Origin of the sequence: Flavitalea plasmicola, assembly GCF_030546645.1 — a bacterium.
Taxonomy (GTDB): Bacteria; Bacteroidota; Bacteroidia; order Chitinophagales; family Chitinophagaceae; genus Puia.
Map to the genome: position 1 here is coordinate 1,194,595 of NZ_JAUOTO010000001.1, position 24,127 is coordinate 1,218,721.

20 protein-coding genes are annotated in these 24,127 nt (G+C 51.8%); 6 read left to right on the forward strand and 14 right to left on the reverse strand.

The features are described 5' to 3' along the window. From Q4E93_RS04890 to Q4E93_RS04915, 6 genes are all read left to right on the forward strand, one after another. A complete protein-coding gene (locus Q4E93_RS04890) occupies positions 1 to 789 on the forward strand; it encodes an SDR family oxidoreductase (RefSeq protein ID WP_303583032.1) in 789 nt (262 codons plus the stop codon). Between the two features lie 111 nt (positions 790 to 900). Then, entirely contained in the window at positions 901 to 1,914 is a 1,014-nt protein-coding gene (locus Q4E93_RS04895) for a zinc-binding alcohol dehydrogenase family protein (RefSeq protein WP_303583033.1), read from the forward strand. 85 nt (positions 1,915 to 1,999) lie between these two features. Then, positions 2,000 to 3,016 (forward strand): sugar kinase, encoded by a 1,017-nt coding sequence (locus tag Q4E93_RS04900; protein WP_303583034.1) that lies wholly within the window; start codon positions 2,000 to 2,002, stop codon positions 3,014 to 3,016. After that, complete coding sequence (locus Q4E93_RS04905; RefSeq protein ID WP_303583035.1) at positions 3,006 to 3,677, forward strand: bifunctional 4-hydroxy-2-oxoglutarate aldolase/2-dehydro-3-deoxy-phosphogluconate aldolase; 672 nt, start codon at positions 3,006 to 3,008, stop codon at positions 3,675 to 3,677. The genes Q4E93_RS04900 and Q4E93_RS04905 overlap by 11 nt, the downstream gene beginning before the upstream one ends. Before the next feature lie 2 nt (positions 3,678 to 3,679). Beyond that, positions 3,680 to 5,155, forward strand: coding sequence for a tagaturonate reductase (locus Q4E93_RS04910; RefSeq protein WP_303583036.1), 1,476 nt, complete (start codon positions 3,680 to 3,682; stop codon positions 5,153 to 5,155). Then, entirely contained in the window at positions 5,152 to 6,810 is a 1,659-nt protein-coding gene (locus Q4E93_RS04915; RefSeq protein WP_303583038.1) for a UxaA family hydrolase, read from the forward strand. The genes Q4E93_RS04910 and Q4E93_RS04915 overlap by 4 nt, the downstream gene beginning before the upstream one ends. On the opposite strand, the gene Q4E93_RS04920 is transcribed toward Q4E93_RS04915, so the two are convergent. The 14 genes from Q4E93_RS04920 to Q4E93_RS04985 all read right to left on the reverse strand — a co-directional run bounded on the left by Q4E93_RS04920 (position 6,811) and on the right by Q4E93_RS04985 (position 24,087). Beyond that, positions 6,811 to 7,917, reverse strand: coding sequence for a DUF4998 domain-containing protein (locus Q4E93_RS04920; protein ID WP_303583040.1), 1,107 nt, complete (start codon positions 7,915 to 7,917; stop codon positions 6,811 to 6,813). Between the two features lie 5 nt (positions 7,918 to 7,922). Then, a complete protein-coding gene (locus Q4E93_RS04925; protein ID WP_303583042.1) occupies positions 7,923 to 9,128 on the reverse strand; it encodes a DUF5000 domain-containing lipoprotein in 1,206 nt (401 codons plus the stop codon). Positions 9,129 to 9,146: 18 nt separating this feature from the next. Then, positions 9,147 to 11,033: a RagB/SusD family nutrient uptake outer membrane protein gene (locus tag Q4E93_RS04930; RefSeq protein ID WP_303583044.1), complete on the reverse strand. Its 1,887-nt coding sequence runs from the start codon at positions 11,031 to 11,033 to the stop codon at positions 9,147 to 9,149. Positions 11,034 to 11,052: 19 nt separating this feature from the next. Then, on the reverse strand, positions 11,053 to 14,448 hold the full coding sequence (locus Q4E93_RS04935; protein WP_303583045.1) for a TonB-dependent receptor: 3,396 nt from the start codon (positions 14,446 to 14,448) through the stop codon (positions 11,053 to 11,055). 171 nt (positions 14,449 to 14,619) lie between these two features. Next, on the reverse strand, positions 14,620 to 15,840 hold the full coding sequence (locus Q4E93_RS04940; RefSeq protein ID WP_303583047.1) for a FecR family protein: 1,221 nt from the start codon (positions 15,838 to 15,840) through the stop codon (positions 14,620 to 14,622). A gap of 11 nt (positions 15,841 to 15,851) precedes the next feature. Next, the gene (locus tag Q4E93_RS04945; protein WP_303583049.1) at positions 15,852 to 16,481 is read right to left on the reverse strand and encodes an RNA polymerase sigma factor; all 630 of its coding nucleotides are present in this window, start codon (positions 16,479 to 16,481) and stop codon (positions 15,852 to 15,854) included. Positions 16,482 to 16,686: 205 nt separating this feature from the next. After that, entirely contained in the window at positions 16,687 to 17,040 is a 354-nt protein-coding gene (locus Q4E93_RS04950) for a hypothetical protein (RefSeq protein WP_303583051.1), read from the reverse strand. Between the two features lie 65 nt (positions 17,041 to 17,105). Further along, on the reverse strand, positions 17,106 to 18,230 hold the full coding sequence (locus Q4E93_RS04955; RefSeq protein ID WP_303583052.1) for an ABC transporter permease: 1,125 nt from the start codon (positions 18,228 to 18,230) through the stop codon (positions 17,106 to 17,108). Continuing rightward, on the reverse strand, positions 18,230 to 19,333 hold the full coding sequence (locus Q4E93_RS04960) for an ABC transporter permease (RefSeq protein ID WP_303583053.1): 1,104 nt from the start codon (positions 19,331 to 19,333) through the stop codon (positions 18,230 to 18,232). Before Q4E93_RS04960 ends, Q4E93_RS04955 begins: the two co-directional genes overlap by 1 nt. A 1-nt stretch (position 19,334) precedes the next feature. Further along, complete coding sequence (locus Q4E93_RS04965; protein WP_303583054.1) at positions 19,335 to 20,090, reverse strand: ABC transporter ATP-binding protein; 756 nt, start codon at positions 20,088 to 20,090, stop codon at positions 19,335 to 19,337. Between the two features lie 7 nt (positions 20,091 to 20,097). After that, positions 20,098 to 20,997, reverse strand: a complete 900-nt coding sequence (locus Q4E93_RS04970; protein WP_303583055.1) for an ABC transporter ATP-binding protein — start codon at positions 20,995 to 20,997, stop codon at positions 20,098 to 20,100. A 3-nt stretch (positions 20,998 to 21,000) separates the two neighbouring features. Further along, entirely contained in the window at positions 21,001 to 21,936 is a 936-nt protein-coding gene (locus Q4E93_RS04975) for an HlyD family secretion protein (protein ID WP_303583056.1), read from the reverse strand. Between the two features lie 32 nt (positions 21,937 to 21,968). Then, entirely contained in the window at positions 21,969 to 23,249 is a 1,281-nt protein-coding gene (locus tag Q4E93_RS04980; protein WP_303583057.1) for a TolC family protein, read from the reverse strand. Positions 23,250 to 23,355: 106 nt separating this feature from the next. Then, a complete protein-coding gene (locus Q4E93_RS04985) occupies positions 23,356 to 24,087 on the reverse strand; it encodes a TetR/AcrR family transcriptional regulator (protein ID WP_303583058.1) in 732 nt (243 codons plus the stop codon). Between the last annotated feature and the right edge of the window lie 40 nt (positions 24,088 to 24,127).

A 24,127-nucleotide genomic window follows, 5' to 3' on the forward strand; every position in this document is an offset into this window, starting at 1 on the left:
ATGGATCTACAGTTGAAAGATAAAGTGATCATCGTATCCGGCGGCGCTAAGGGCATTGGAGAGGGTATTTCCAAGGTGCTGGCTGGAGAAGGGGCCATTCCTTTTATCATCGGCCGGAACGAGCAGGACAATAAGGCGACGGTAGCGGAGATTGCGGCGGCAGGCGGCAAAGCTTACCAGTTCGCTGCGGAGCTGACGGAGCCATCTGCATGTGAAGTGGCAGTCAAGACGGTGCTGGATAAAATGGGAAGGATCGACGGACTGGTGAACAACGCGGGTGTCAATGATGGTGTGGGGCTGGCTTCCGGCAACTATGAGGCATTTATCGCCTCGCTGCATAAGAATGTGGTGCATTATTACTTATTAGCGCATCATGCACTGCCTGCGTTGCGGCAGTCCAAAGGGCCTATCGTGAACATCAGCTCCAAGACGGCGGAGACGGGACAGGGGAATACGTCGGGTTATGCCGCCGCCAATGGAGGACGTAACGCCCTCACCCGGGAATGGGCGGTGGAGCTGCTGCAGGACGGCATTCGTGTGAATGCTATCATTGTGGCGGAGTGCTGGACGCCATTGTACGAGAAATGGATCAGGACGCTGGAAAACCCTGAGGAAAAATTGAAGTCCATCGTGGCGAAGATACCATTGGAGAACAGGATGACGACGGCGGAAGAGATCGCGAATATGACGGCTTTCCTCTTGTCGCCGAAGTCCAGTCATACGACGGGCCAGCTGATCCATGTGGATGGAGGCTACGTTCACTTGGATAGAGCACTTGTGCGGCAGTGAGCTGCAAGCTGTGAGCTGCAAGCTACAAGCTGCAAGTAGGTTCTATTAAGTCCTTGGCTTGTAGCTTGAGACTTGTAGCTGAAAATAGTGTTGTCAAGAATAAATAAAGAAATGAAAGTACTAGTTTGTATAAGGCCGGGCGAGTTTGAATATCAAGAAATGGATGCGCCGCTGGCGAAGCCGGGACAATCCATTATCAGGATCCGGCGGATCGGCATTTGCGGGACGGACCTGCATGCATTTGAGGGAACACAGCCTTACTTCGAGTATCCCCGCATTTTAGGTCATGAGCTGGCGGGTGACCTGGTGGACATGGACCAGGCGGATGGATTTGTGATCGGCGATGCCGTGACGATCATACCCTACTTCAACTGCGGACATTGTATCGCCTGCCGGAATGGGAAGCCCAACTGTTGCGTGGCTATCAAGGTTTGCGGGGTGCATGTGGATGGCGGCATGGTAGAATACCTCTCTGTCCCTTCGTCCTCTCTGGTACACAACCAGGGATTAGGATATGACCAGCTGGCGTTGGTAGAACCACTGGCTATCGGCGCGCATGCCGTGAGAAGGGCTGCCGTGCAGCCGGATGAGTTTGTGCTGGTGGTGGGGGCAGGCCCCATCGGCCTGGGAGTGATGGAGTCGGCGCGCATCGCAGGGGGGCAGGTGATCGCTATGGATATCAACGAGGGACGGCTGGATTTCTGCCGTGACAGGCTGCACCTGTTGCATACGGTGAATGCCGGTGGGGAGGATGTCATGGAAAGACTGCGTCACATTACCCGGGGAGATATGCCGACGGTGGTGATCGATGCCACCGGCAGCCTGAAAGCGATCAACAACGCATTTCAATATATGGCCCATGGGGCGCGGTATGTCCTGGTGGGTTTGCAGAAAGGAGATATCCAGTTCAGCCACCCGGAATTCCACAAAAGAGAGGCGACCCTGATGAGCAGCCGGAATGCTACCCGGGAGGATTTTGGCCGGGTGATGGATTCGATGAAGCAGGGGTTGATCGACCCTACTACCTATATTACGCATCGCGTGGGTTTTTCAGCAGTGAAGAAGGAATTTGCGGGATGGCTTGATCCGGCTAAGGGCGTGATCAAGGCGATGGTTGAGCTGTGAGCTACGAGCTGCAAGCTGTGAACTACGGGCTGTGAGCGATGAGCTTCGAGCTATGAGAGAAGGTTTATTTAAATGTCAATAGGTTATGGTTTTGTCTTTTGGAGAATTATTGCTGCGGATCTGTCCCGATGGGGATGGTGAATGGCTGGAGGAGAATGCCCTGTCCTGCTATGTAGGCGGGGCGGAGGCCAATGTGGCTACGGCGCTGGCGCTGTGGAATATCCCTTCGGCTTATTTCACCGTGCTGCCGGACAATATGATGTCCCATCAATTGACAGACTATCTTGGCCGGCGGGGGATCGACACTTCCCGGGTGATCTACCAGGGCTCCCGGCTGGGGCTGTATTTTTTGCCCAAGGGTAAGGACCTGAAGAATGCCGGTGTCATCTATGACCGGGACCATTCCTCTTTTTCAGACCTTCGTCCCGGGACCATCGACTGGGATAAGGTTTTTCAGGGAGTGAGGTGGCTGCATTTCAGCGCCATCTCTCCTGCGTTGAATGCCAGGGTGGCGGCTGTATGTGAGGAAGGGTTGGCGGCGGCCGTTGCGAAAAAGATCGCTGTTTCCGTCGACCTTAACTACCGGGCCAAGCTCTGGCAATATGGCGCGGCGCCTGTGGACATCATGCCCCGACTGGTGCAATATTGCGACCTGGTGATGGGGAATTTATGGGCTGCGGAAAAAATGCTGGGCGTTCCTGTGGACGCATCCCTGTCGGAGAACAGTACGAAAGAAGAATACCTGGCGCATGCGGAGAAGACGAGCCAGGAGATACTGCGTACGTTTCCCCGGGCGAAAATGGTGGCCAATACCTTCCGGTTCGACAAGGAAGGTGCGGGTATCCGGTATTATACGACTTTGTATACAGGCAGGAAGCTGTATCACTCGAAGGAATATCTTGCCGACAGGATCGTCGACAAGGTAGGCAGCGGGGATTGCTTCATGGCCGGATTGATTTACGGGCAATACAGCGGGAAGGATTACCAGGAGACGCTGGCGTTTGCCACGGCGGCTGCATTCCAAAAACTTTTCATCTCCAACGACGCGACCAATCAACGGGTGGAGGAAATAGAGCAAAGTATTTCAGCATATGAGCGATAAAAAAATAATTCTTCAGAGCATTTTGAATCAGGGAATGCTTCCCCTGTTCTACTGGGACAGCCCTGCCGTAAGCGTGGAAGTGACCCGGACCTTATACAAGGCGGGGGTGCGTGCATTGGAATATACGAACAGGGGGAAGGCCGCATTGGAAAACTTCCGGACGATGAAAAAGACCTTTGCAGTGGAAGCGCCGGACCTGTACCTGGGGATCGGCACCATAAAAACACCGGAAGAAGCAACTGCTTTCATAGAGGCAGGCGCGGATTTTATCATTGCGCCTATCGTCAATCCGGCGGTGGCTGCCGTTGCGGAGAAGGCGGAAATGCTGTGGATCCCGGGTTGTATGACTCCTACGGAGATCTTCCAGGCACAGCAGCTGAAGGCGCCGGTGATCAAGATATTCCCCGCGAATATCCTGGGACATGAATTCATCAGCTCTATAAGGGAGTTGTTCCAGGGGCAATTGTTTATTCCTACGGGCGGAGTGGAGCTGAACAAGGATAATATCCGGGCCTGGTTCAAGGCTGGAGTGTGTGCGGTGGGTATGGGCAGCAAGCTGATCAGCAAGGATATCCTTAAGAACGAGCAATACGAGATCTTATATAAGAACACGGTGACTGCCCTGCAGCTGGTGCGGGATGTCATCAATGAAAATGACTAGTTATGCATCTGTCTAAAACCAATGTAGAAGCCATCAAGTCGCCGGGGATCGTTAAGCCTGATAAAAAGATATTCGACTTGCCAGAGAAAGTCCTGCAATTCGGTACGGGTGTCCTGCTGAGAGGGCTGCCGGATTATTTCATCGACAAAGCCAACCGCCAGGGTGTGTTCAATGGACGGGTGGTGGTGGTCAAGTCTACGGACGGTGGCGATGCTGCCGCTTTCGATCGCCAGGATGGACTTTATACTTTATGTATCCGGGGTATCGAGGATGGGAGGCAGATCAGAGAGAATGTCATCTCCAGCGCCATCAGCCGGGTGCTGTCGGCAAAGGAACAGTGGGCGGAGATCCTGCAATGTGCGCACAACCCGGAAATGCGGGTGATCATTTCGAATACGACCGAGGTGGGGATCCGCCTGGTGGAGGAGGATATTCACCAACAGCCCCCGGCTTCGTTTCCCGGCAAGCTGCTGGCTTTTTTACTGGAGCGGTATAAGGCCTGTAAAGGTAGTGAAGAGGGGGGGATGGTGATCGTGCCTACAGAGCTGATAGTGGATAATGGTAAGAAGCTGGCAGCCATCGTGCATCAGCTGGCGCAATTCAACAGGCTGGATGCGGCTTTTACGTCATGGCTTTCGAAGTCCTGCCGTTGGTGCAGCAGCCTGGTAGACCGGATCGTGCCGGGCAAGCCGGATGCGGTCACGTTGCAACAATTGCAAGAGGAACTGGGTTATACAGATGAGCTCTTGTCCATTTCGGAAGTTTACCGGCTTTGGGCTATCGAGGGTGATGAATGGGTGCGGTCTGTTCTGTCCTTTGCCGAGGCTGATGCAGGCGTTATTATCCGGCCGGATATCGAGATCTACCGGGAGCTGAAGCTGCGCCTGCTGAACGGCACCCATACCCTCAGCTGCGGGCTGGGTTTCCTTGCGGGGTTTGCAACGGTGAAAGAAGCAATGGGCGATGCCGGTTTCTCAGCCTTTGTATCGGACCTGATGTTGAAGGAGATCGCTCCTGCCATTCCATATACCATTCCGGCGGAACAGTCCAGGGAATTTGGGCTCCAGGTGCTGGACCGGTTCCGCAACCCGCATTTGCAGCATCAATGGATCAGCATCACCATGCAGTATACGTCGAAGATGAAGATGCGCAATATTCCGGTGCTGCTGCAACATTACAAACAGCATGATGCTCCTCCGCCCTTGTTCGCCCTGGGTTTTGCCGCTTATCTGCTATTTATGCGGGGCGGGGACTATAAGGTGAACGACGACAAGGCAGCGCTGTTTGCCGGGCTATGGAAAGAGCACGCACCTGCTGAGCTGGTCGTCAAGGTGCTGAGCGATGTTTCGCTCTGGGACACCGACCTGTCCAGGCTGCCCGGACTGGCCGAGGCCATTCGCGGGAACCTGGATATATTGATCAAAGAAGGGGCGCGGACGGCACTGGCCCAATTAGGAAAAATAAAAAGTGACTTATGAATACGCAACAAATTGTCCTGAAAGTCCATCCTGCCGACAATGTGCTGGTGGCCTTGACAAATCTTCTTAAAGACGAGAAAGTCGTTTTTGAGGGAGTGGAATATACGATGGAAGAAACGGTAAAAGCCAAGCATAAATTCGCCACCACCGATCTGGCCGTGGGGGATTCGATCATCATGTACGGGGTATTAGTGGGCAAGGCGCAGCAACCCATCAAAAAGGGAGGGCTTATCAGCACTTCCAATGTCAGGCATGCCGCGAACGACTTCACCGTGGGCGAGCGGCATACGCAGTGGATAATCCCGGATACCCGTGCATTTGCGGAGCGGACGTTCAAGGGGTATCACCGGGCGGACGGCAGTGTGGGCACTGCGAATTATTGGGTGGTGATCCCCATGGTGTTCTGTGAGAACAGGAACCTGGACGTGCTGCAGCAGGCTTTGGTCAACGACCTGGGCTATGGCAGGAACAGAAGCTACCAGGTGCAATCACAGCAATTGATCGAATTATATAAGACGGGCAGAAGTGTGGAAGAGATCCTGCAGACCGACCTGCATGCTGATTATGAGAAGCACCCTTCTCAGCGCCTGTTCCCGAATGTAGACGGTATAAAATTCCTCACGCATGACGGCGGATGCGGCGGTACGCGGCAGGATGCACAGGCGTTATGCGGGCTGCTGGCGGGGTACATCACTCACCCTAACGTGGCAGGAGCTACCGTCCTCAGTCTAGGTTGCCAGAATGCGCAGGTCAGCATGCTGGAGGAAGAGATAAAGAAACGCAGTCCCCAATTTTCCAAACCGCTATATATTTTAGAGCAGCAAAAGATCGGGAAGGAATCCGCCTTGTTGTCGGAAGCCATCAAACAAACTTTTGCGGGAGTGATACTGGCCAATCAGCAGGAGAGGAAGCCGGCCCCGCTGAGCAAGATCTGCATCGGGCTGGAATGCGGCGGGTCGGATGGTTTCTCCGGTATTTCCGCCAATCCGGCAATTGGCTATACATCGGATCTGCTGGTGGCGATGGGCGGGAGCGTCATCCTCTCGGAGTTTCCCGAGCTATGTGGTGTGGAGCAGAACCTGAGCGACCGGTGTGTGGATGTGCCGACGGCGGAAAGGTTCTCCCATCTTATGCGGACCTATAATGAAAGGGCCAAAGCAGTAGGCTCTGGTTTTGATATGAACCCTTCCCCGGGCAATATCCGTGACGGATTGATCACGGATGCGATCAAGTCAGCCGGTGCTGCCAAGAAAGGAGGAACCTCTCCCGTGACGGCCGTGCTGGATTATCCCGAGAAAGTGACAAAACCGGGGTTGAACCTCCTGTGCACGCCGGGAAACGACGTGGAGTCCACCACGGCGGAAGTGGCTTCAGGCGCAAACATAGTGCTGTTCACCACCGGTCTGGGCACGCCTACGGGCAATCCCATCGCGCCTGTGGTAAAGATCGCAACCAATACACCCCTGTTCGAGCGGATGCGCGATATCATCGATATCAATACGGGTACGATCATCGAGGGCAAGGAGACGATCGAGCAGGCAGGCGCGCGGATATTGGAGTATGTCATCGGTGTTGCCAGCGGTGAGATCGAGGTGGCGGCGGTCCATCATGTCCAGGATGATTTTATTCCCTGGAAGAGAGGCGTGTCGCTGTGATCAAAAGCCATATGCGCTGATCTCTCCTATAACCATATAAGATTGGGGTCCTGAAACGCCTACGAACTTAAAATACCTGGCCTGCGGCTGGGACGTCATCATATAGGTCTGTTCTCCGTTGAGCATCCTGTTGAAGCTGTAAATACCCTGGTCAGCCCAGGTTACGTTGTCTGTACTGGTAAGGAATTGTATCTGGTCGGGCCCGCGGTCATCTCCTCCGTTCTCGAAGGTGGTCCGCCAAACACCGAATTTTGTGATCGTCCTTTTGACCCCCATATCGATGGTCGCAAAATGAGGATAACTCGAACATCCTGCACAGGTGTGCCAGCGGGTGGCATCCGTACCGTCAATAAAATTAGTGACAGCGTTGTCTCCGGCAGAATGCTGGGTGGAATAGTCAATGATGCTCCAGTCCTTTTTATCCAAAGAAATTTCTCCCAGTTCGGATGAGGCAGTGTAAAATTCATCGATGCTCAGGGAATCCGGCTCAAAGACAGTCCGGTACTGCAAGGAAGTTCCCGGTTTGGCATCCGTCAATACAGAGGACGATTCCGTCACCGGGAAGCGAATTGTCCTGGCCATTCCGGTGAGATCGGTGTATGCCAGTTCCGTGAATGTGGCGCCATTGGATATGTCCGCATTACCCCATTTAATGGTGAGCTTATCGTTCTTGTCAAGTAATACTGAATTCACCGGCCTGGTTAGTAATTGCGATTGATACCTGTCGCCATAAGCGCCCGATAGCAGTTCCACCGGAATGGAAGGCACTCCGTTTTTATCATAGGTCTTGATCTCGAAAGAGTAATCTTTTTCGGGCAAATTGTCGATGATGACGCTGATCGTATCGGCGTCATCCTTGATATTCACTTCGACGGAATCCGTATAATTGTCCCAAAAGATCCTGGCTTTTACCACATTGGGATCCGAACCTCTTAGCCATGTGATCTTTACCCTGTTGTGTCCGGCGTATGCTTTCGGAGATTTCGCTTTACCGGTGTAGGGTATCCCCCCCACCACGATATATTGCTTGTAGGTACTATCCATCTTTTTACATGCGGAGAAAAGCATGACGAGCAGTAGGACTGGAAGGAAATATATTGATCTCATAAAATTTAGTGTTTTATCTGACCCCAAAAAGTTAATTCTGAAATGACGATTTGCCCGGCGCTGCTGTAAGATTCCAGGGCGTTCAGCCGGATATAACGGACGGCGGGAACGACATTTTCAAATTCAAAGTCTTCCCCGTTGACACAGGCATAGTTATAGTCATCCTGATTGGTCTGCCCCATTGGCAACCCGGAAGGTTTAAAGGAATGGAACGTCCCCATCAAAGTCCAGCTGGCGTCAAAGCTGCCATCCGGGTTGGGATTATTCGAGCCCCATATCTCAAAAGTTTTCAGGGCGGAGGCGATGTAAAAGTGATCGGTGTTGACCTGGAATTCCTTAAACCTGCTCAGCACCACCTGTTGCCCGAGGTCCAGGGTAAACCATTGCGGGATAACAGAGTTGTTGGCGGAGGCCCATATCCCGTTCCAAAAGGTCCCTCCATTAAAGACATTTGCCAGTCCATATTGCGGCTCCGCAGGTTTGTAGACATCCGTTGGCAGCTGCAGGATGGAAAATTTATTTTTAGGGATCAGTTCTTCATATAAGGGAGTAAGCGTTCGGACCATAGTATCTGATTTGTTGTTCCAGCGATCCCACAGCACCACAGCGAACTTTTTTTGTACGGAATCCAGGCCTCTGGTGGAAAAGGATCCTTCCAGGGCGCCGGTGTAGAACGTGTTCAATGTCGTCCAGGCGCCGGCGCCGGTGCTGTCCATCAATAGCTCGATGGCCAGGTTGGCCTGGGATGGATTTTTAAAACCGATCCTTACTCCCCCGAATGCGGCGGTGAGGGTCAGGTCCTTATATACTGTCCTCACGGGTGGCGACAGGGGAACAATGCTGACGGTGACAGGTTCGGATGCTTTTTCATTTTTACCGACACTGTAGATCCTCACCTGGTGGCTCAATGTATCGCCATAGCCCACGAGGGCAAGGGTATCATTATAGTAGGAACATTTCGCTTCCCGGTATACCCCGGGCCGAATTTCATATACGGCCTTGGCATAGAAAAAGTTGGGGTCTTTGGGGATTTTGTAATTGATCATAGCTCCTCCGGGCGTGGCGGCAATCTTTATATTGCTGACCTGTGCCGGCGCGGGGGAATTGGGATCGATGTGATCAAGTCTGTCTTCTTTTTTGCATCCTGCACCCAGGACGAAGGTCAGATATAACAGGAGGAAATATATTTTATTTGCAGTGGTATTTTTCATTTCGATTTTCATTTACAATTACCAGCCAATATTTTGTACGAGATTACTGTTAACGGTGATATTGTAGTCTTTGATCGGCCAGAAATAATCTTTTACCCCGAAGGTTTGGTTGAAAATTTTCTTAGGTACATAGTAAGCGGCAGCGCTCGTCTGATTGACGTCCCAGCCCATTACCGTAGCGTTCAATTCCTTTGCCGCCTCTTTCCAACGGCGCAGATCCCAGAACCGCTGTGCTTCAAAAGCCAGTTCGATCAGTCTTTCCTGGTGAATGATCTCGCGCATGCCGTTCTGGGTGGCGAACTTTCCGGGGTTATTGGAGAATTGCGTCCAGGAGTCTTTTACAGATGGCAGCCCGGCTCTTTTCCGGATGAGGTCCAGGTAGGTATGCACCTCGTCCGTAGGGCCTGCCGATTCGTTCAACGCCTCTGCATAGAGGAGGTACAGGTCTGCAAGACGCAACGTCGGCCAGGGATAGGCTGAGACGGAATAACCTGTTTGTGTGATCACGTTCTGATAGTGCACTAATTTCTTGACATAGTAGCCTGTTACCGTGGCATAACCGGGCTTACCTACGCCCTGGGGCTCTTTGAATTTCGCCGCCAGGGCGAAAAGGGACTGGTCCTGGCTGTCATCATAATTCCCTTGTCCATACCATATGCCTGTATCGAATCCCATGTCGGCATAAAACCGGGGTTCCCGGTCGAAATTCAATCCTGCGGTCGTGGCGCCATTGCGTATATATATTTTGTAATCATCCGCTGCCTTCCGTAAAGCATACCTGGCGCCGTAATTCCACGTCTTATCTTCCGATATAGGCACGCCATTGCTGGAGTAATACATTTCCGCAATTTTCAAAGTCGGAGAATACAATCCTTTTGTCACGGTCTCATCCAGGTAACGTGCATCCAGGAAGGGCGTAAGCAGCTCCTGCAAATGGGTGGTATTCATCATGGTATTGCCCCAGATGATCTCGCTGTTCCATTTTTCAGTAACAGCATTCCGGATATTCAGTTGCGTCATGATGGTATCCGAAAGATTGAATTGCTGGAAGGCAGGCTGATAATAATAGAGCTTCATACCCAGGCTACTGGCCATGTCGATGGCGCGTTTGCAGGCAGCTGCCGCGGAATCCCATTTGGCTTTTGACACTGTTTGATTGAAGAGCTGCGTACCGTCGTGGTTTTTCAAGGTCTGTTGATCGGTGTTCCCATTAAATAAGGGGCTGGCGGCCGTCACCAGTATTTTGGCCTTAAAAGTAAGCGCGATCAGCTGCGTTATGCGTCCCATTTCCTTGGTGGGGTTGTCGATGGTCAACGGGAGCCCGGGGATAGCCTCGTCCAACAGGCTCGTGATGTAATTAAAGCAGGAATCCACCGGTGCACGAAAGACTTTCACCTGGTTGACATCCGCATTTACGGGTAAGTTTTCCTTGATCAGAGGAATGGGGCCATACTTCCTCAACAAGTAGAAATGTTGATAGGCCTTGAGGAATTTCACTTCAGCGATCCAGCGGTTCCTTTCCGTCGGCTTAAGATCAGGTACCTTACCGACGTTCTCCAGGAAAATATTACAATCCCTCAATGCCCTGTAAATGTAGTCCATGTTCTCTGCGTAGGGATTGACCACATTCTGTAGTCCTTTGGCAATGTTCTTATAGATGCCGCCGTTGTCATCGTTCTCCCAGAGCTCATCGCCTCCCAGCATTGCCGGGTCCTGCTCGGGGTCTCCGTCCCTTTGTATATAGGAATAGCAGGTGAACAGGTATTTCTCCGCCTGGCTGCGCATGGTAAAAGCGTTGTCGATGGTGGCCACATTGTCAGGCACCACATCCAGGTATTTCCTGCAGGAGGTGAGACCTGAGAGCAGGATCAATAGTATTATTAAAGTGAGCTTATATGCTTGCATGTTCTTTTATTAATGGTCATTAATTGAAACTAACATTCAGGCCTATGTTGAATACACGTTGTACCGGATATCCCAGGCCATTGCTTCCCATTTCCACATCCCACAATTTGAATTTGCTAAAATTCAACAGGTTGCTGGCATTGACATACAACCTGAGGTTAGAGGTATGCAGCCTGGCCAGGGTCTTTCTGGGGAGGGTATATCCCAGCTCCACCTGTTTCAACCTCAAAAAGGACCCATCGCGCATGAACCAGGTACTGGTCTGGGCGTCATTGGCATTGACCTGCGGACTTAAGCGTGGCCAGAGGGCATAAACATTCCGGTGATCTTCGGACCAGTAGCTGTCGGCATATGCTTTTAAAACCTGGTTTTGTAATTTTCCTCCGATGTTCTCTCCGGGATAAACGTAGGAAGCAAAAGGAGAGGTGGCATTCACGTCTATCCAAAACGACTCGTTAGCGAGGCCCTGAAAGAAAGCCGACACGTCAAATCCCTTATAACCTGCGGAAAAGCCAAAGCCAAATACGATCTCGGGGGTGGTGGGGTTACCGATGGGGACCATATCCGCTTCCGTGATCTGACCATCCCTGTTGACATCCGTATATTTGATATCACCGCCACCATAGACGCCAAAGTTTTGCCTGGGAGAATTTGCCGCTTCTTCATCATCGACAAACAAACGTTCGGCGATGTAGCCATAGTTCTGATTGAGCGAATTGCCGATGCGGCTGCGATATCTTTCCTTATACTGGGGCTCTTCGTAAACCTTGAATTTGCTGCTGGCATACGTAAAATTTCCCCTGGCGGAGAGCCAAAGCCCACCGCTGAAATTTTGGGTAAAGTCGATGGAAATATCCGTTCCCTTGCTGCTGGCTTCTCCCACATTGGCCTTGATAGGCGCCGAAAATCCGCTGGTCATTGGCACCGAGGCCCTGTCCATCAGAATATGGGTACGGTCCTGGGTATAAAATTCCGCGATGATATTGATCTTGTTGAACATTCCCAGCTCCAGCGCCAGGTTCTTTTGTTTGGACGTTTCCCAGGTGATGGCAGGATTGGAATACCGGGTGATGGAAACGCCGTTCAATCCCTGGCCCCCTGAAAAATCACGGCCAAAATAGGCAGCTCTGGAGCCCTCGTTCATGTTGACATTGGAAAGATAAAAGAAGCGGTCTTCCGGGCTGCCGATGGCATCGTTGCCGACCAGACCGTAGGTAGCCCTCAATCTAAGATTGGATATGTAGTTGGGAAGATCTTTGAAGAACTTCTCATTGGAGATGGTCCAGGCCAGGCCGGCAGATGGAAAAAATCCCCAACGCTTGTCTTTATAAAAACGTTCGGATCCGTTGTAGCCAAAGTTAAATTCCGCAAAAAACCGATTGTCATACGCGTAGGTCGTCCGGCCGGACAGGCCCAGGTTCCTGAAAGGCAGGGACAGCTGGAGGCTGCCGGCATTCGCAGTGAGGTTATCCCTCATGATGTAGACGAGCAATCCGCTTAATTGATGCTTCTTGCCAAACGTATTTTTGTAGTTCACCATCGATTCCATGTAGAAAGTGGAAGACACGTTCTTGGGGCCCTCCTGGTATCCCAGGTATTCTGTTCCGCCATCGGGATTTATATTAGTGATGGAATAGTTCGTTTTTGTTGGATCATAACCGGCTAACTTATACCAGAAAGGGTTGTAAAACCTGCTGACATCAAAATTGGCAGAACGGTTGGTGTTGACCATGGTACGAAAAGACAATCCTTTCGTCAGGAAGGAAAGGTCCTGCTTGATCTCCACCTGGGCCAGCATCAGAGAACTGGAATAATCTCTATAACCTTTGGTCATTTCGGCGTAAGGATTGATATACTGGCCGGCATCGTAATTGCCGAACATAATGTGCTTGACAAATTGATGCTCTTCATCAATTGGATAGTAGGCCGGAAATAATACAGGATTGGAGCGCATGACCTTTGTGTACATGGCCGCTCCGCCGTCGATGGGACCGGTGTAAGCGTCGAAATTACCGCTGAGGCGAACGATCATTTCCGTCGTTTTGGTAACATCGATGGTCACATTGCTTCTCAGCGTATAACTTTTCAGGCTGATATTATTATTGAAATTATTCCGTTTGTCTACCTTCATGATCCCGTTGTCCTTGTTGTAGGACCCGGATACAAAATACTTTGCGATCCCGCCGCCGCCGCTGATATTCAGGTTCAGGCGTTGATTCTGCGTATTGTCCCTGAACATGATCTTTTTCCAGTCATTGGCAGGATATATATTGGGGTTGGCGCCGGCCTTCGTGTTGGCGATCTTGTCGTCGGAATAAAAAACATCACCACCGCCTACTACCTCGCCCAGGGGCGTCCGGGTCAATACGGCCTCATTGGACATTTTCATATAGGTGACAGGATCTGCCAGCTCTACATTCTTCGTGGGGGCTGAAATGGAATTCTCAATTCTGAGTGAGAGATTGGCCCTTCCTACCTTCCCCTGTTTGGTGGTGACCAGGATCACGCCATTTGCGCCCCTTGCGCCGTATAAGGCGGTGGCAGTTGCATCCTTCATGATGGAAAAGCTGGAAATATCGTCCGGCTGCAAACGTGCAAGGTCTTTCGCCGTCAGCTCAATGCCGTCGATGAGTATCAACGGCGAGGTCTTATAGCCGAAAGTAGTAACGCCCCTCACGAAGAAATCGGCATTATCCTGTCCCGGTTCACCGCTGCGTTGATAGGAAATGATACCCGCAGCCCTTCCGGCCAGGGCAGTGGTGAGGTTGCTGGACGGAACTTTCAGGTCGGATGTTTTTATGCTGGTGACAGAACCCACCATGTCTGTCTTTTTCTGCACCCCGAAGGCCACCAGGACGACTTCATCCATTCCTTTGGCATCCCGCAGCATCAGGATATTAAATACAGTCCTTCCCTTAACAGGCGCTTCCTGCGTTGCGTAGCCGACAAAGGAAAAGACAAGGACCGCATTATCATCAGGCACATCGATGACAAACTTTCCATTCTGATCGCTTTTTGTTCCTGTAGTGGAACCCTTTATCACAACGCTTACACCGCTGAGGATCCCGGTGGAATCCCTTATGGTTCCGGTGACCGTTATCTTCAGGGACTCCGGGTCGGCCTCCCTGACAGGACTGGGGACGGGCTTGTTCTTCACTATGATGGTCTGCTTTTCGATGACATAGGTCACCGGTTGTCCCTCGAAGCATTTCTGCAGGGCGACCTCCAGCGATACATTGCGCATCTCCAGGCTGACAGGCCTGGCTTCTTTCAATAAAATAGGGTTGTACAGGATGTTGTAACCGGACTGTTTCTTAATTTCTTTCAGCACATTTTCGAGGGTTGTCTCCTTTACCGAAAGGCTGATCTTTTGCCCGTATCCTGTCGCTCTCACCTGCAGAAGGATGGCAGTCATAAAAATAATGGTTAGCCTCATTATCCGTGTGATTTTAAGCAGTAGGGGTCTGTCTATGCCGAAACTACATTCCGAGTAGGTTGTCTGCATTAAGGTTTTTAATAAAGACGGTTGATCAATACGAAAAGGGGGGATGTCCTGAAATAATTATATAGAATAATTATTGCGGCGTCAGGACACAATGATCTTCCGGCCTTTGATCGTAAAGGAAACAGTTTCGGTCAGTTGAAGCATTTTCAGGACCTCATTTAAGCTTTCATATTTCGATATGGTGCCGGAGAAAACTTTCCCTTTCATATTGCCATCATAATCGACCTCGACATCGTACCATCGTGCGATCTTACGCATGACAACCCGGATATCTTCATGCTCGAATTGAAATTTTCCATTCTTCCATGCCAGGGCGGCTTCGATGTTCCCCTCCGAGATCTTAATTTCCTCGCCGGATAATTCGGATTGCTGACCTGGCAGGAGCGTCCTGGGGGAAATAAGCTGGCCGGGGGAATTGCCGGCGATGGCGCTTACCCTGACTGCGCCATTCAGTAAGGTAGTTTTGACAGCGGCTTCTTCAACATAGGCGTTTATATTGAACATCGTTCCTAATACCTCGATCCTTTGGTGGTTGCTTATCACGATGAAAGGCTGCCGTGGAATGCCGGCGATCTCGAAATACCCTTCCCCTGTCAATTCCACCAATCGCTCGCTGGAATTGAATTGAGTAGGATACTTAAGAGAGGAAGCTGCGTTCAGCCAAACCTTCGAACCATCGGGAAGCACCACCTGGTATTGCCCGCCTTTGGGAATGGTGACTGTGTTGAATTCGGGGAGGGCACTTTTGCCTTGCTGGGGTTTCGTATCCTTATCGTATACCAGGACGCCGCCGGCCAGCTTTTTGACGACCGTATTGGACTGTGTGGCGATGTCGCCGGGGGAGGTCTCATCCAGGTCGATCTTGCGTCCATCATTCAAGGTTAGGATCGCCTTGTTACTTCCCGCTATGATGGGTTGCGTCACCGGCTTTGCTACCACTGCCGGGGAAGGTGCGGGTTTACGGACCAGCAGCCAGGTAGCCACCGAGAGCGATAAAAGTACGGCTGCTGCCGCATAGCGCGCTCTTCTGTTCCAGGTGCGTGCCGGAATGGTTTTTTGCGCGGGAGCAGCCGCACGAAGGATCTGCTCCAGCCTGAGGTCAAGCTTATTTTTCAGGCGTTCATTTGCCTGATCGTCAGCATTATCCGGCAGGGGTCTTTTGAGCTCATGTTTTATTAATGCCTGGAGCAGTCCTTCATTGGATCCATCGGCCAGTACCTCCACTATTCTTTCCGCCTCTTCTTCCGAGCACTGATTTTTTACCAGCTTTTCAAACAATTCAGACAGTTCCTGATGGTTCATCAATAAATACTTTAACTAAAGACGTACGTCCGATCAATATGGGGGGATAAGGCGCTATATGAAAAAAAAGCAAGAAAAGCTATCTTTTCAATGTTTGCCGACATAAAGGCTGTCACCAGCTGCCGCGCCTTACAAAGATATTCTTTCACCGTATGCGTAGATATGCCAAGCCGGGCTGCGGTCTCCTTGTAGCTGCAGCCTTCGATCTTACACAGCTGATAGACATGACGTTGCTGAGGGGAAAGGCCGGCCAGCGCCTGCTCCAGCAACTGCTTGCTCTCCTTGAAAAAGATCTGTTCCTCGATATGGGAGTAATGTTCGGTGATGGTGGATTTGAAATGAGCCATCATTCTTCTGTCACTTTTCAGCTTCCTGTAAAAATCACAAACAAGATTAGAGCCGGCCCGGTATAAATAGGAGGCGAAATCGGACTCATAGGTGATCGTTTCCCGTTGCTGCCATATCCTGGAAAACAAGACCTGGACCATTTCTTCTACCGCCTGCTCATCCTTTACCATTTTGAACATATTTATGTACATCTTCATGCTGTACTTATTGTAAAGGCTGGTAAAGGCGGCCACATTGCCAGTCTTCAGCAAGGCGACAAGTTCCGCATCTGATCTTTTATCGGAGGGGTTCATTCGTTAGCAGTTGTAGTTGGCTGAAAGTTTGGTCCTTAGGTGAAAGAAGTGATAGGAGTATACAAAGTAGGGTATGCGCTGAACATGGCAAGTAGTTTTTGGTGTATGTCAATCGTTGGTCGGATGAAGATATTCCGTTATTTGTTTAGCGGAATTGTCTTTTTTGACATTTCGCTTATACTATATGACATTTTTTGGGGATATATTAATAGATGCTGGCGGTTGAAGTACCTGTGATATTTACGTTATTAAATGTAACAGACCCGGAACTCGTGGTCTGGGCGTAGCCGCCGGTGAACTGGTAAAGGTGTGAACCCGGCGCTCCGCAGGTGATGGTCACGGTAGCGGGACCTGTGGTAACCTGACCGGCGTATTGGTAACTGGTAGGGCTATAAGTGAAATTGATCGCACCGCCTACCTTCAGCGTGCCGTAAAAGGCGGTGCCATTGGCGGTGTAGACGGATACGAGGGTCTGCCTGGCCACGTGGCGTACAGGATGAGCGGACATTGTCAGGCAGGCGATCGCAATGGCAAGCGAATAGTGGATGAAACTTTTCATGGTAAGTGTTTGAATAAAGTTAGCCTTATTCCTTACTGAAAAGAATAGAGGTAAACACCTAGCTGTCAGGCTGTCTTCCGGTAGTTCAGGATCGCCCAGCCATTCAGCACCAGACCGATGAGCGCCATCGCTCCCAGATCATACAGGATATCGCTTAATCCGCTGCCTTTGAGCACCACCATGCGCATGATGCGGATGAAATGACTGGGCGGGAAGGTCTGGACGATGGCACGGGCCCAGCCGGGCATGCTGTCAACAGCGGTGAAGGCGCCGCTCATCATGTTGAAGATGTTGATGAAAAAGAACGAGAGCGACATGGCCTGCATCTGTGTAGTGGAATAGGTGGCCAGTAGCAGGCCCAGTCCCAGCATGGCAAAAAGGTAGTCGACCAGTGAAATGTATAAGACCCAGAAGCTGCCGACGGGGACGATGCCATAGAATAGCCAGCCGACGAGGAGGCCAAGGGTGAAGAGGATGATGCCCAGGACCAGGAAGGGTACCAGCTTCCCTATGATGAAAATATGTTTCTTAAGCGGCGTAACGTTTATCTGCTCGATGGTGCCGCTTTCCTTTTCCTGTACGATATTGAAGGCCGTCTGCATGGCCGCCAGAGTGGTGACCAGGGTGACGAGGATGGCGGGCACGATGTAGAGATGGAAGTCCATATAGGGGTTGTACCAATTGGAGGCCGCGACGGTGATCTGGGGCGCATCGCTGGTTGTGGCGGTCCCTGTGGTATGCCAGTCCACACGCAGCTGGTCGTTGAAGTCTGTGATGATACTGCTCAGATAGGCTCCGCCCAGGTTGGCTTTTGTTCCTTCGATGGCATTGATGGCCACATAGAGCTTCTGGCTGTTCTCGCGGACGAGGTCCTTTTCGAAGTGGGCCGGGATCTGGAGGGCGAGGTCGGCTTTCTCCTGTTCCACCATGGAGAGGGCTGCCGTGTAAGAGCCGGTGTAGCCTGTGAGCTTGAAATAGCCGGAGGAGGTGATCTTGCCGATGAGGCGCTGCGAGGCGGTGGAGTGGTCATTGTCCACCACGGCGATGCTGATATTCTTTACGGAATAGTCGGCGGCCAGGGGTAACAGGATCAACTGGATCACCGGCGCGATGATCAGCAGCCTGACGATGCCTTTATTGCGCATGATCTGTCGAAATTCTTTTTCCAGCAGGAAGAATAAAGTTCGCATTATAATCTGATTTTAAATCTTCTGAGACTAATAGTAAACAGGAACAGGCACATGCCAGTAAGGATGAGGGTTTCTTTCCAGACGGCGGTGATGCCCAATCCTTTCAACATTACCTTCTTCACGATGATGAAATACCACCTGGAGGGCACCAGGTTGGACAGGACCTGCAGGGGCAGGGGCATGTTCTCTATCGGGAAGAGGAAGCCTGTCAACAGCATGGTGGGCAGCATCATGCCCATCATGGAGCCCATCATGGCGGCTTGTTGTGTTTTCGCGTTGATGGACAGCAGCAGGCCAATGGACAGCGACGTAAGGATGAAGAGGATGCTGTCGAACGTCAGCAGCAGGATACTGCCTTTTACATGCAGGTCCAGGAAGACAGCGCTTAGCATCAATATGATGAACAGATTGACCACCGAGATGAGCAGGTTGGGCGTCAGCTTGGAAATGATGATATAGATGGGTTTGAAGGGCGAGACCAGCAGGATCTCCATAGTGCCCAGCTCTTTTTCCTTTACAATGGCTACGGAGGTCATCATGGTGCAGACGAGCATCAGAACCAGGGCCATGACGCCCGGGACAAAGTTGGGGGCGCCTCTCAGTTCGGGGTTATAAAGGAACTGCATTTCGGGGAGGATCTGCAGGGGTCTGCCGGCAGTGAGGGCCGTCTGGGTGTTGAAGTCGCCCACGAGGCGGGTGATATAGTTGGTGATGGTGGTGGCCAGGTTGGGGTCGGAGGCGTCAGCGATCACCTGGATCGTTGCTTTTCCTGTGTGCACCAGGTCATTGGCAAAATCAGCGGGAAAGATGATGGCCATACGGATATCCCCTTTTTTAAAAGCCGCCTCCAGTTGGGTGGCGCTTTGCACAGTGCGTTGGATATCGAAGTAATTACTGGAAGCTATTTTGCTGATGAGTTGTTCCGTGACGGCGTCTTTGGAATAGTCGGTGATGGCGATCCTGGAGTTCTTTATCTCGTTGGAGAGGGCGAAGCCGAACAGGACGATCTGCGCGATGGGCAGACCGAAGAGCATCAGCAGGGTCTTCCTGTCGCGGAAGACGTGCAGGAATTCTTTTCGTATGAATGTGATGAGTTGGCGCATATTAATCGGCTTTTCTTTTGGCGTTCCGGGCCAGTTCATAAAAGACGTCTTCCATATTGTCGAGACCAAATTGTTGTTTGAGGCGGGTGGGGCTGTCGAGGGCGGCGATGACGCCGTCCACCATGATGGATACGCGATTGCAGTATTCGGCCTCGTCCATGTAATGGGTGGTGACGAAAATGGTGACGCCGCGGTCGGCTGCGTGGTAGATGAGGTCCCAGAATTGCCGGCGGGTGACCGGGTCGACGCCGCCGGTGGGCTCATCGAGGAAGACGATGTCGGGGTTGTGGACGATGGAGACGGAGAAGGCCAGCTTCTGCTTCCAGCCAAGGGGGAGGTCGCTCACCAGTGTCTTCGCTTCCTTCTCCAGCTGCAGCTCCTCCAGGAGCTCCGCTGTTTTGGTCCTGATGGCAGCGGTGTTCATGCCGTAGATACCCCCATAGAACCGGATGTTTTCCGAGACGGTGAGGTTGTCATAGAGCGAAAATTTCTGGCTCATATAGCCGATGCGCCGTTTGATCTTTTCCGTCTGGGTGTAGACGTCAAAGCCCGCAATGGTGGCCTTGCCGGAGCTGGGTTTCAGCAGGCCGCAGAGCATGCGCATGGCCGTGGTCTTTCCGGCGCCGTTAGCGCCCAGGAAACCGAAGATCTCGCCTTTGGCGACCTGGAACGTCAGTTCGCTGGCGGCCACGAAATGGCCAAAGCGTTTGGTGAGCTTGTCGGTGGTGATAACGGGCGGCGTGGCGGAGGATGGCATGGTCTGGTTATTTTAATAAGTGAATGAAACAGTCTTCGATGGTGGGCTGGATCTTTTCGATGGTGGCATCGGCATGACCTTTTGTATGCAGGTATTCCAGGAGGGGCTGGGAGCCTGCATTTTTGAAAGTCACATGCAATGCATCGCCAAAGGCAAAGCAGGTGCTTGTACCCTGATAGTTCCTGACGTCCTGCAACAGCCGATGGGTCCCCGCCGCGCGAACCGCGTAAAGCTCTCCCGGGAAAGAGCTTACGATCGCTGCCGGCTTATCGATGGAGAGAATATCTCCTTTCTGGACCAGGGCGATGCGATCGCATAGGTTTGCTTCGTCCATATACGGCGTGGAGACCAGGATGGTGATGCCTTCCTGTTTCAGCTTTTTCAGCATGGCCCAGAACTCTTTCCGGGAAACCACGTCGACACCCGTGGTCGGCTCGTCTAAAAAGAGGACAGAGGGCTTATGTATCAGCGCACAGGATAATGCCAGCTTTTGTTTCATGCCTCCCGATAGTTTCCCTGCCCTTCTGTCCTTGAAAGGTTCAATCTGTTGGTAGATATCTTTTATAAGATCGTAGTTCTCTTTGATAGTGGTGTCAAAGACGGTGGCGAAGAAATTCAGGTTCTCCTCGACCGTGAGGTCCTGGTAGAGGCTGAACCGGCCGGGCATGTAACCGACCCGGTTGCGGATGTGCCGGTAGTCTTTGATGACATCGTACCCGTCCACGCTGGCCTGGCCTGCATCGGGCAGCAGCAGGGTGGTCAGGATCCGGAACAGGGAGGTTTTGCCTGCGCCGTCGGGGCCGATGAGGCCGAAGAGCTCACCCTTTTCCACTGAAAAGGAAATGTCGTTGAGGGCCTGCACGGCGCCTTTGTTATAGGTTTTCTTAATATTGCTGAGGGTGATCATTCCTTAAAATTTTACTTCACCGTACATACCTATTCTGAGATAGCCGTCATTCTTCACTCTTATCTTGACTGCGTATACAAGATTGGCTCTTTCGTCCTTGGTCTGGATGGTCTTGGGGGTAAACTCCGATTTGTCGGAGATCCAGTAGATCTGACCGGGGTATTCCTTGTAATTTTTTGCTCCCTGGTCCGTGTATACTTTCACGGGCTGACCCAGGCGGACAGAGGTCAGCTGGGCGCCTGTAGCGTAGGCACGAAGGGTTAGGGTATCCAGGTTGGCGATCTTATAGAGCGCTTTGCCTGTGGTGGCCATTTCACCTTCCAGGGCATATTTGGTAAGCACGGTGCCTGTAATAGGATTGATCACCTGTCCTTTATTGATCTGGTCCTGGATGGTGGCGACGTTTTTTTCGAGGGGGTCTTTTTCGCTGAAGACGGTCCTGTTCTGGGTGGCGATATTGGAGTTGAAAAGTACGATCTGCTGACGGGATGCGTCTATTTGTTTTTGCAGCTGGTCTATCATGGAATTGATGTCATCCAGCTGTTTTTGCGTAGCTGCATCGGCCTTCAGGAGGTTTTCGGTACGGGCTTTTTCCCTTTGCTGCTGGGCCAGCTGCGATTGCTGGACGGCCAGCTGACGTTTGACGTATTCCAGCTGCGGGCGAGGGTCCGTGGTCTTTTGCCGGAGGGCCTGTATACTTGCTTCGACCTGCTGTTTTTGCAGGATGACATTATTGATATCTATCGATCCGGCGAGGGCGCCTTTACGCAGGGTGTCTCCTTCTTTGATAGGGAAGGAAAGGAGCTTCCCGGTCTGCTCGGCCGACACGATCACTTCGTCGGATTCGAATACGCCCGAGGCGTCTGTTTCGGGCCGGTTGTCATGGCAGGATGCCGCCATGAGGGTGAAAAGGAGGATCGGGAGGGATAACTTTCTCATTGAAACTTTATTTTAAGGATTTGAATGATGTATTAATTGCCAGCGGTAGTCTTGTGATTATACTGAGACAACAGGAGCTGCACTTCATGCAGGTTGCGATCCTGCCTTGCCTGGGCTTCCGCATTGATGTCGAGCAAATAGTCATTGGCTGTGATGACACCGTTCTGCAGCTGGACAGCGGAGGTCTGCTTGATGGAGTCGCGGAGACTGACGATCTCATCATCGGACTGGATCAGCTGCTGATACCTTACCATATCCGCATTCTGCTGCCGGAGGGTCATCGATGTATTGAAAAGGAAGGTATTGCGCTGGGCCTGTACCATCTCCTGGTTGTTCTTGTTGATCAGCTTGTCCTTATGATAAGTGTACAGTCCTCCGAAGTTCCAGGTCAGGCGAAGGCCAGTCAGATAATAGCCGGAAAGCTGGGAGGAAAGGAAGTTGACAGGATTAGGTTTACCCAGGCCGCCCTGAAAGAAGGCGTTGAGCTGGGGATAATTGTTGATACGGGTGAGGCGTTGCTGCTCGATGTATTGGCGAGTCTGCAGGTCGAATGCTTTCAGCTCGGGCCTGTTGATGCTGTCGGTCGTGGCGGCAGGAGGCGCGGGCGTGATGAATGGGGTGTTTTCATCTATAGCGGAATTGAGGAAGAGGCCGAGCATATCGGTGTATGCTTTGCGGGTGGCCTTCAGGTCGATGGTGCGCTGACCGTTGACCAGGAGCTCGGCTTTCAGCTTATTGAGGCTGCTTTTGAAATCCGTCCCATTGTCGATGGCCGCCTGGATCTTGGCAATGCCTGTCTTTATATCGGCTGCGGAGAGGGCATTCTGGCGGAGCTGGCCGTCGACGAGCAATATCCCGAAGAACAGCTGGTTAACCCTGTCCTTTAATTTATAGAGCTCTGTATTGAGATTTTCTTCCTGGACCTGGGCGTCGGTGGCGCTGATGGTCCTTTTCTGCTTATTGATGCCGAAGTCGGTGAGGGTCTGGGAGACTTCGCCGTAGAGCTTATATTGATCTTTGGATACGGCAGGTATGCTGAAGTTAAGGCCCGGCGGCAGGGAGATCTTCGTCACATCCGACTGATAAGTGGCGGTGCCGCTGACGGCAAACTGGGGATAGATGCCCTTGCGGATATTATCCAGGGTATATTCCTTTGTTTTTTCGATGAGGGCCCGCTGGCGGGTGAGGGGGTAGTTGGCCTCTGCCAGCTGATAACATTGTTCCAGGGTGAGGCCCTGCGGCGGTTGGGCAAGGCTTTTCCCCCGGGGAAGGAAGAGAAGGCATAGGCCCGTGAGTTTCAAAACCTTAATCATCTTTTTAATTGTTTTGTTTTAATCATTTGATTAATATGTACGCAGAAAAATACGCTCTTTCAGGAGGACGGTTGAGCCGAAAGAATATTTTAGGTCAGCGCATATTTTATTTTTTAGAATGCATAATAGCGTTGATCCATATGGGCACGAGATTTTTCCTTTCTTCCATAAAGGCGCGGAACTGTTGGTCATTGACGCCTGTGACCCGTTGCAGGATGGGGCGTCCGATGAAGGGGAATACGGTGAGTCCTATCAGATTGGCCATGAAATGGAAAGGGTCGATGGGGGTGATCTCTCCCTGGCGGCCGGCTTCCTGTAACTGGCGGAACATATGGGCCCGTATGGGGGCTACTTCTTCCTGGATCTGTTGGGCGACCTTGGACGTATTGCCTCTTATCTCATTGATGATGAATATGGGGAGGTCGGGATTATTATTAAGGAAGTCGATATAGGCAGTGACGATGCGCTGGATCTTTTCCTGGACGGAAGTAGCGTCGTCGAGGAGTTGAAAAGAAATGCCCCTGATGAACTGGCGGAAGTTTTCGGTCATGACAATGTCGAAAAGTTTCTCCTTGCTGCGGAAATAGTAATTGAGGAGGGCCAGGTTGATGCCGGCCTCTTTTGCGATGTCCCGGGTACGGGTGGCGGCAAAGCCATTCTGGGTGAAGAGCTTTTTTGCTGCCTGCATGATCTTTTCTTCCGTGGAGAGGTCCGCTGCGGCCGAGGGTGCTTTTCCGGTGGCGCGGCGTTTTTGGGGCGTCGGGCGTTTACGGGGAGCCGGCCGTTTTTTGGGCACTGAAGGACGTGATCCGCGGGATGGTCTGTTTGCTTTTGCCACTGGTTCGATGTTTGTTCCGGCAGCAAAGTTAGCGACGTTT

Coding starts and splice junctions, on each gene's coding strand:
- Q4E93_RS04890 (WP_303583032.1), top strand. CDS start 1: ATGGATCTACAGTTGAAAGATAAAGTGATCATCGTATCCGGCGGCGCT.
- Q4E93_RS04895 (WP_303583033.1), top strand. CDS start 901: ATGAAAGTACTAGTTTGTATAAGGCCGGGCGAGTTTGAATATCAAGAA.
- Q4E93_RS04900 (WP_303583034.1), top strand. CDS start 2,000: ATGGTTTTGTCTTTTGGAGAATTATTGCTGCGGATCTGTCCCGATGGG.
- Q4E93_RS04905 (WP_303583035.1), top strand. CDS start 3,006: ATGAGCGATAAAAAAATAATTCTTCAGAGCATTTTGAATCAGGGAATG.
- Q4E93_RS04910 (WP_303583036.1), top strand. CDS start 3,680: ATGCATCTGTCTAAAACCAATGTAGAAGCCATCAAGTCGCCGGGGATC.
- Q4E93_RS04915 (WP_303583038.1), top strand. CDS start 5,152: ATGAATACGCAACAAATTGTCCTGAAAGTCCATCCTGCCGACAATGTG.
- Q4E93_RS04920 (WP_303583040.1), bottom strand. CDS start 7,917: ATGAGATCAATATATTTCCTTCCAGTCCTACTGCTCGTCATGCTTTTC.
- Q4E93_RS04925 (WP_303583042.1), bottom strand. CDS start 9,128: ATGAAAAATACCACTGCAAATAAAATATATTTCCTCCTGTTATATCTG.
- Q4E93_RS04930 (WP_303583044.1), bottom strand. CDS start 11,033: ATGCAAGCATATAAGCTCACTTTAATAATACTATTGATCCTGCTCTCA.
- Q4E93_RS04935 (WP_303583045.1), bottom strand. CDS start 14,448: ATGACTGCCATCCTTCTGCAGGTGAGAGCGACAGGATACGGGCAAAAG.
- Q4E93_RS04940 (WP_303583047.1), bottom strand. CDS start 15,840: ATGAACCATCAGGAACTGTCTGAATTGTTTGAAAAGCTGGTAAAAAAT.
- Q4E93_RS04945 (WP_303583049.1), bottom strand. CDS start 16,481: ATGAACCCCTCCGATAAAAGATCAGATGCGGAACTTGTCGCCTTGCTG.
- Q4E93_RS04950 (WP_303583051.1), bottom strand. CDS start 17,040: ATGAAAAGTTTCATCCACTATTCGCTTGCCATTGCGATCGCCTGCCTG.
- Q4E93_RS04955 (WP_303583052.1), bottom strand. CDS start 18,230: ATGCGAACTTTATTCTTCCTGCTGGAAAAAGAATTTCGACAGATCATG.
- Q4E93_RS04960 (WP_303583053.1), bottom strand. CDS start 19,333: ATGCGCCAACTCATCACATTCATACGAAAAGAATTCCTGCACGTCTTC.
- Q4E93_RS04965 (WP_303583054.1), bottom strand. CDS start 20,090: ATGCCATCCTCCGCCACGCCGCCCGTTATCACCACCGACAAGCTCACC.
- Q4E93_RS04970 (WP_303583055.1), bottom strand. CDS start 20,997: ATGATCACCCTCAGCAATATTAAGAAAACCTATAACAAAGGCGCCGTG.
- Q4E93_RS04975 (WP_303583056.1), bottom strand. CDS start 21,936: ATGAGAAAGTTATCCCTCCCGATCCTCCTTTTCACCCTCATGGCGGCA.
- Q4E93_RS04980 (WP_303583057.1), bottom strand. CDS start 23,249: ATGATTAAGGTTTTGAAACTCACGGGCCTATGCCTTCTCTTCCTTCCC.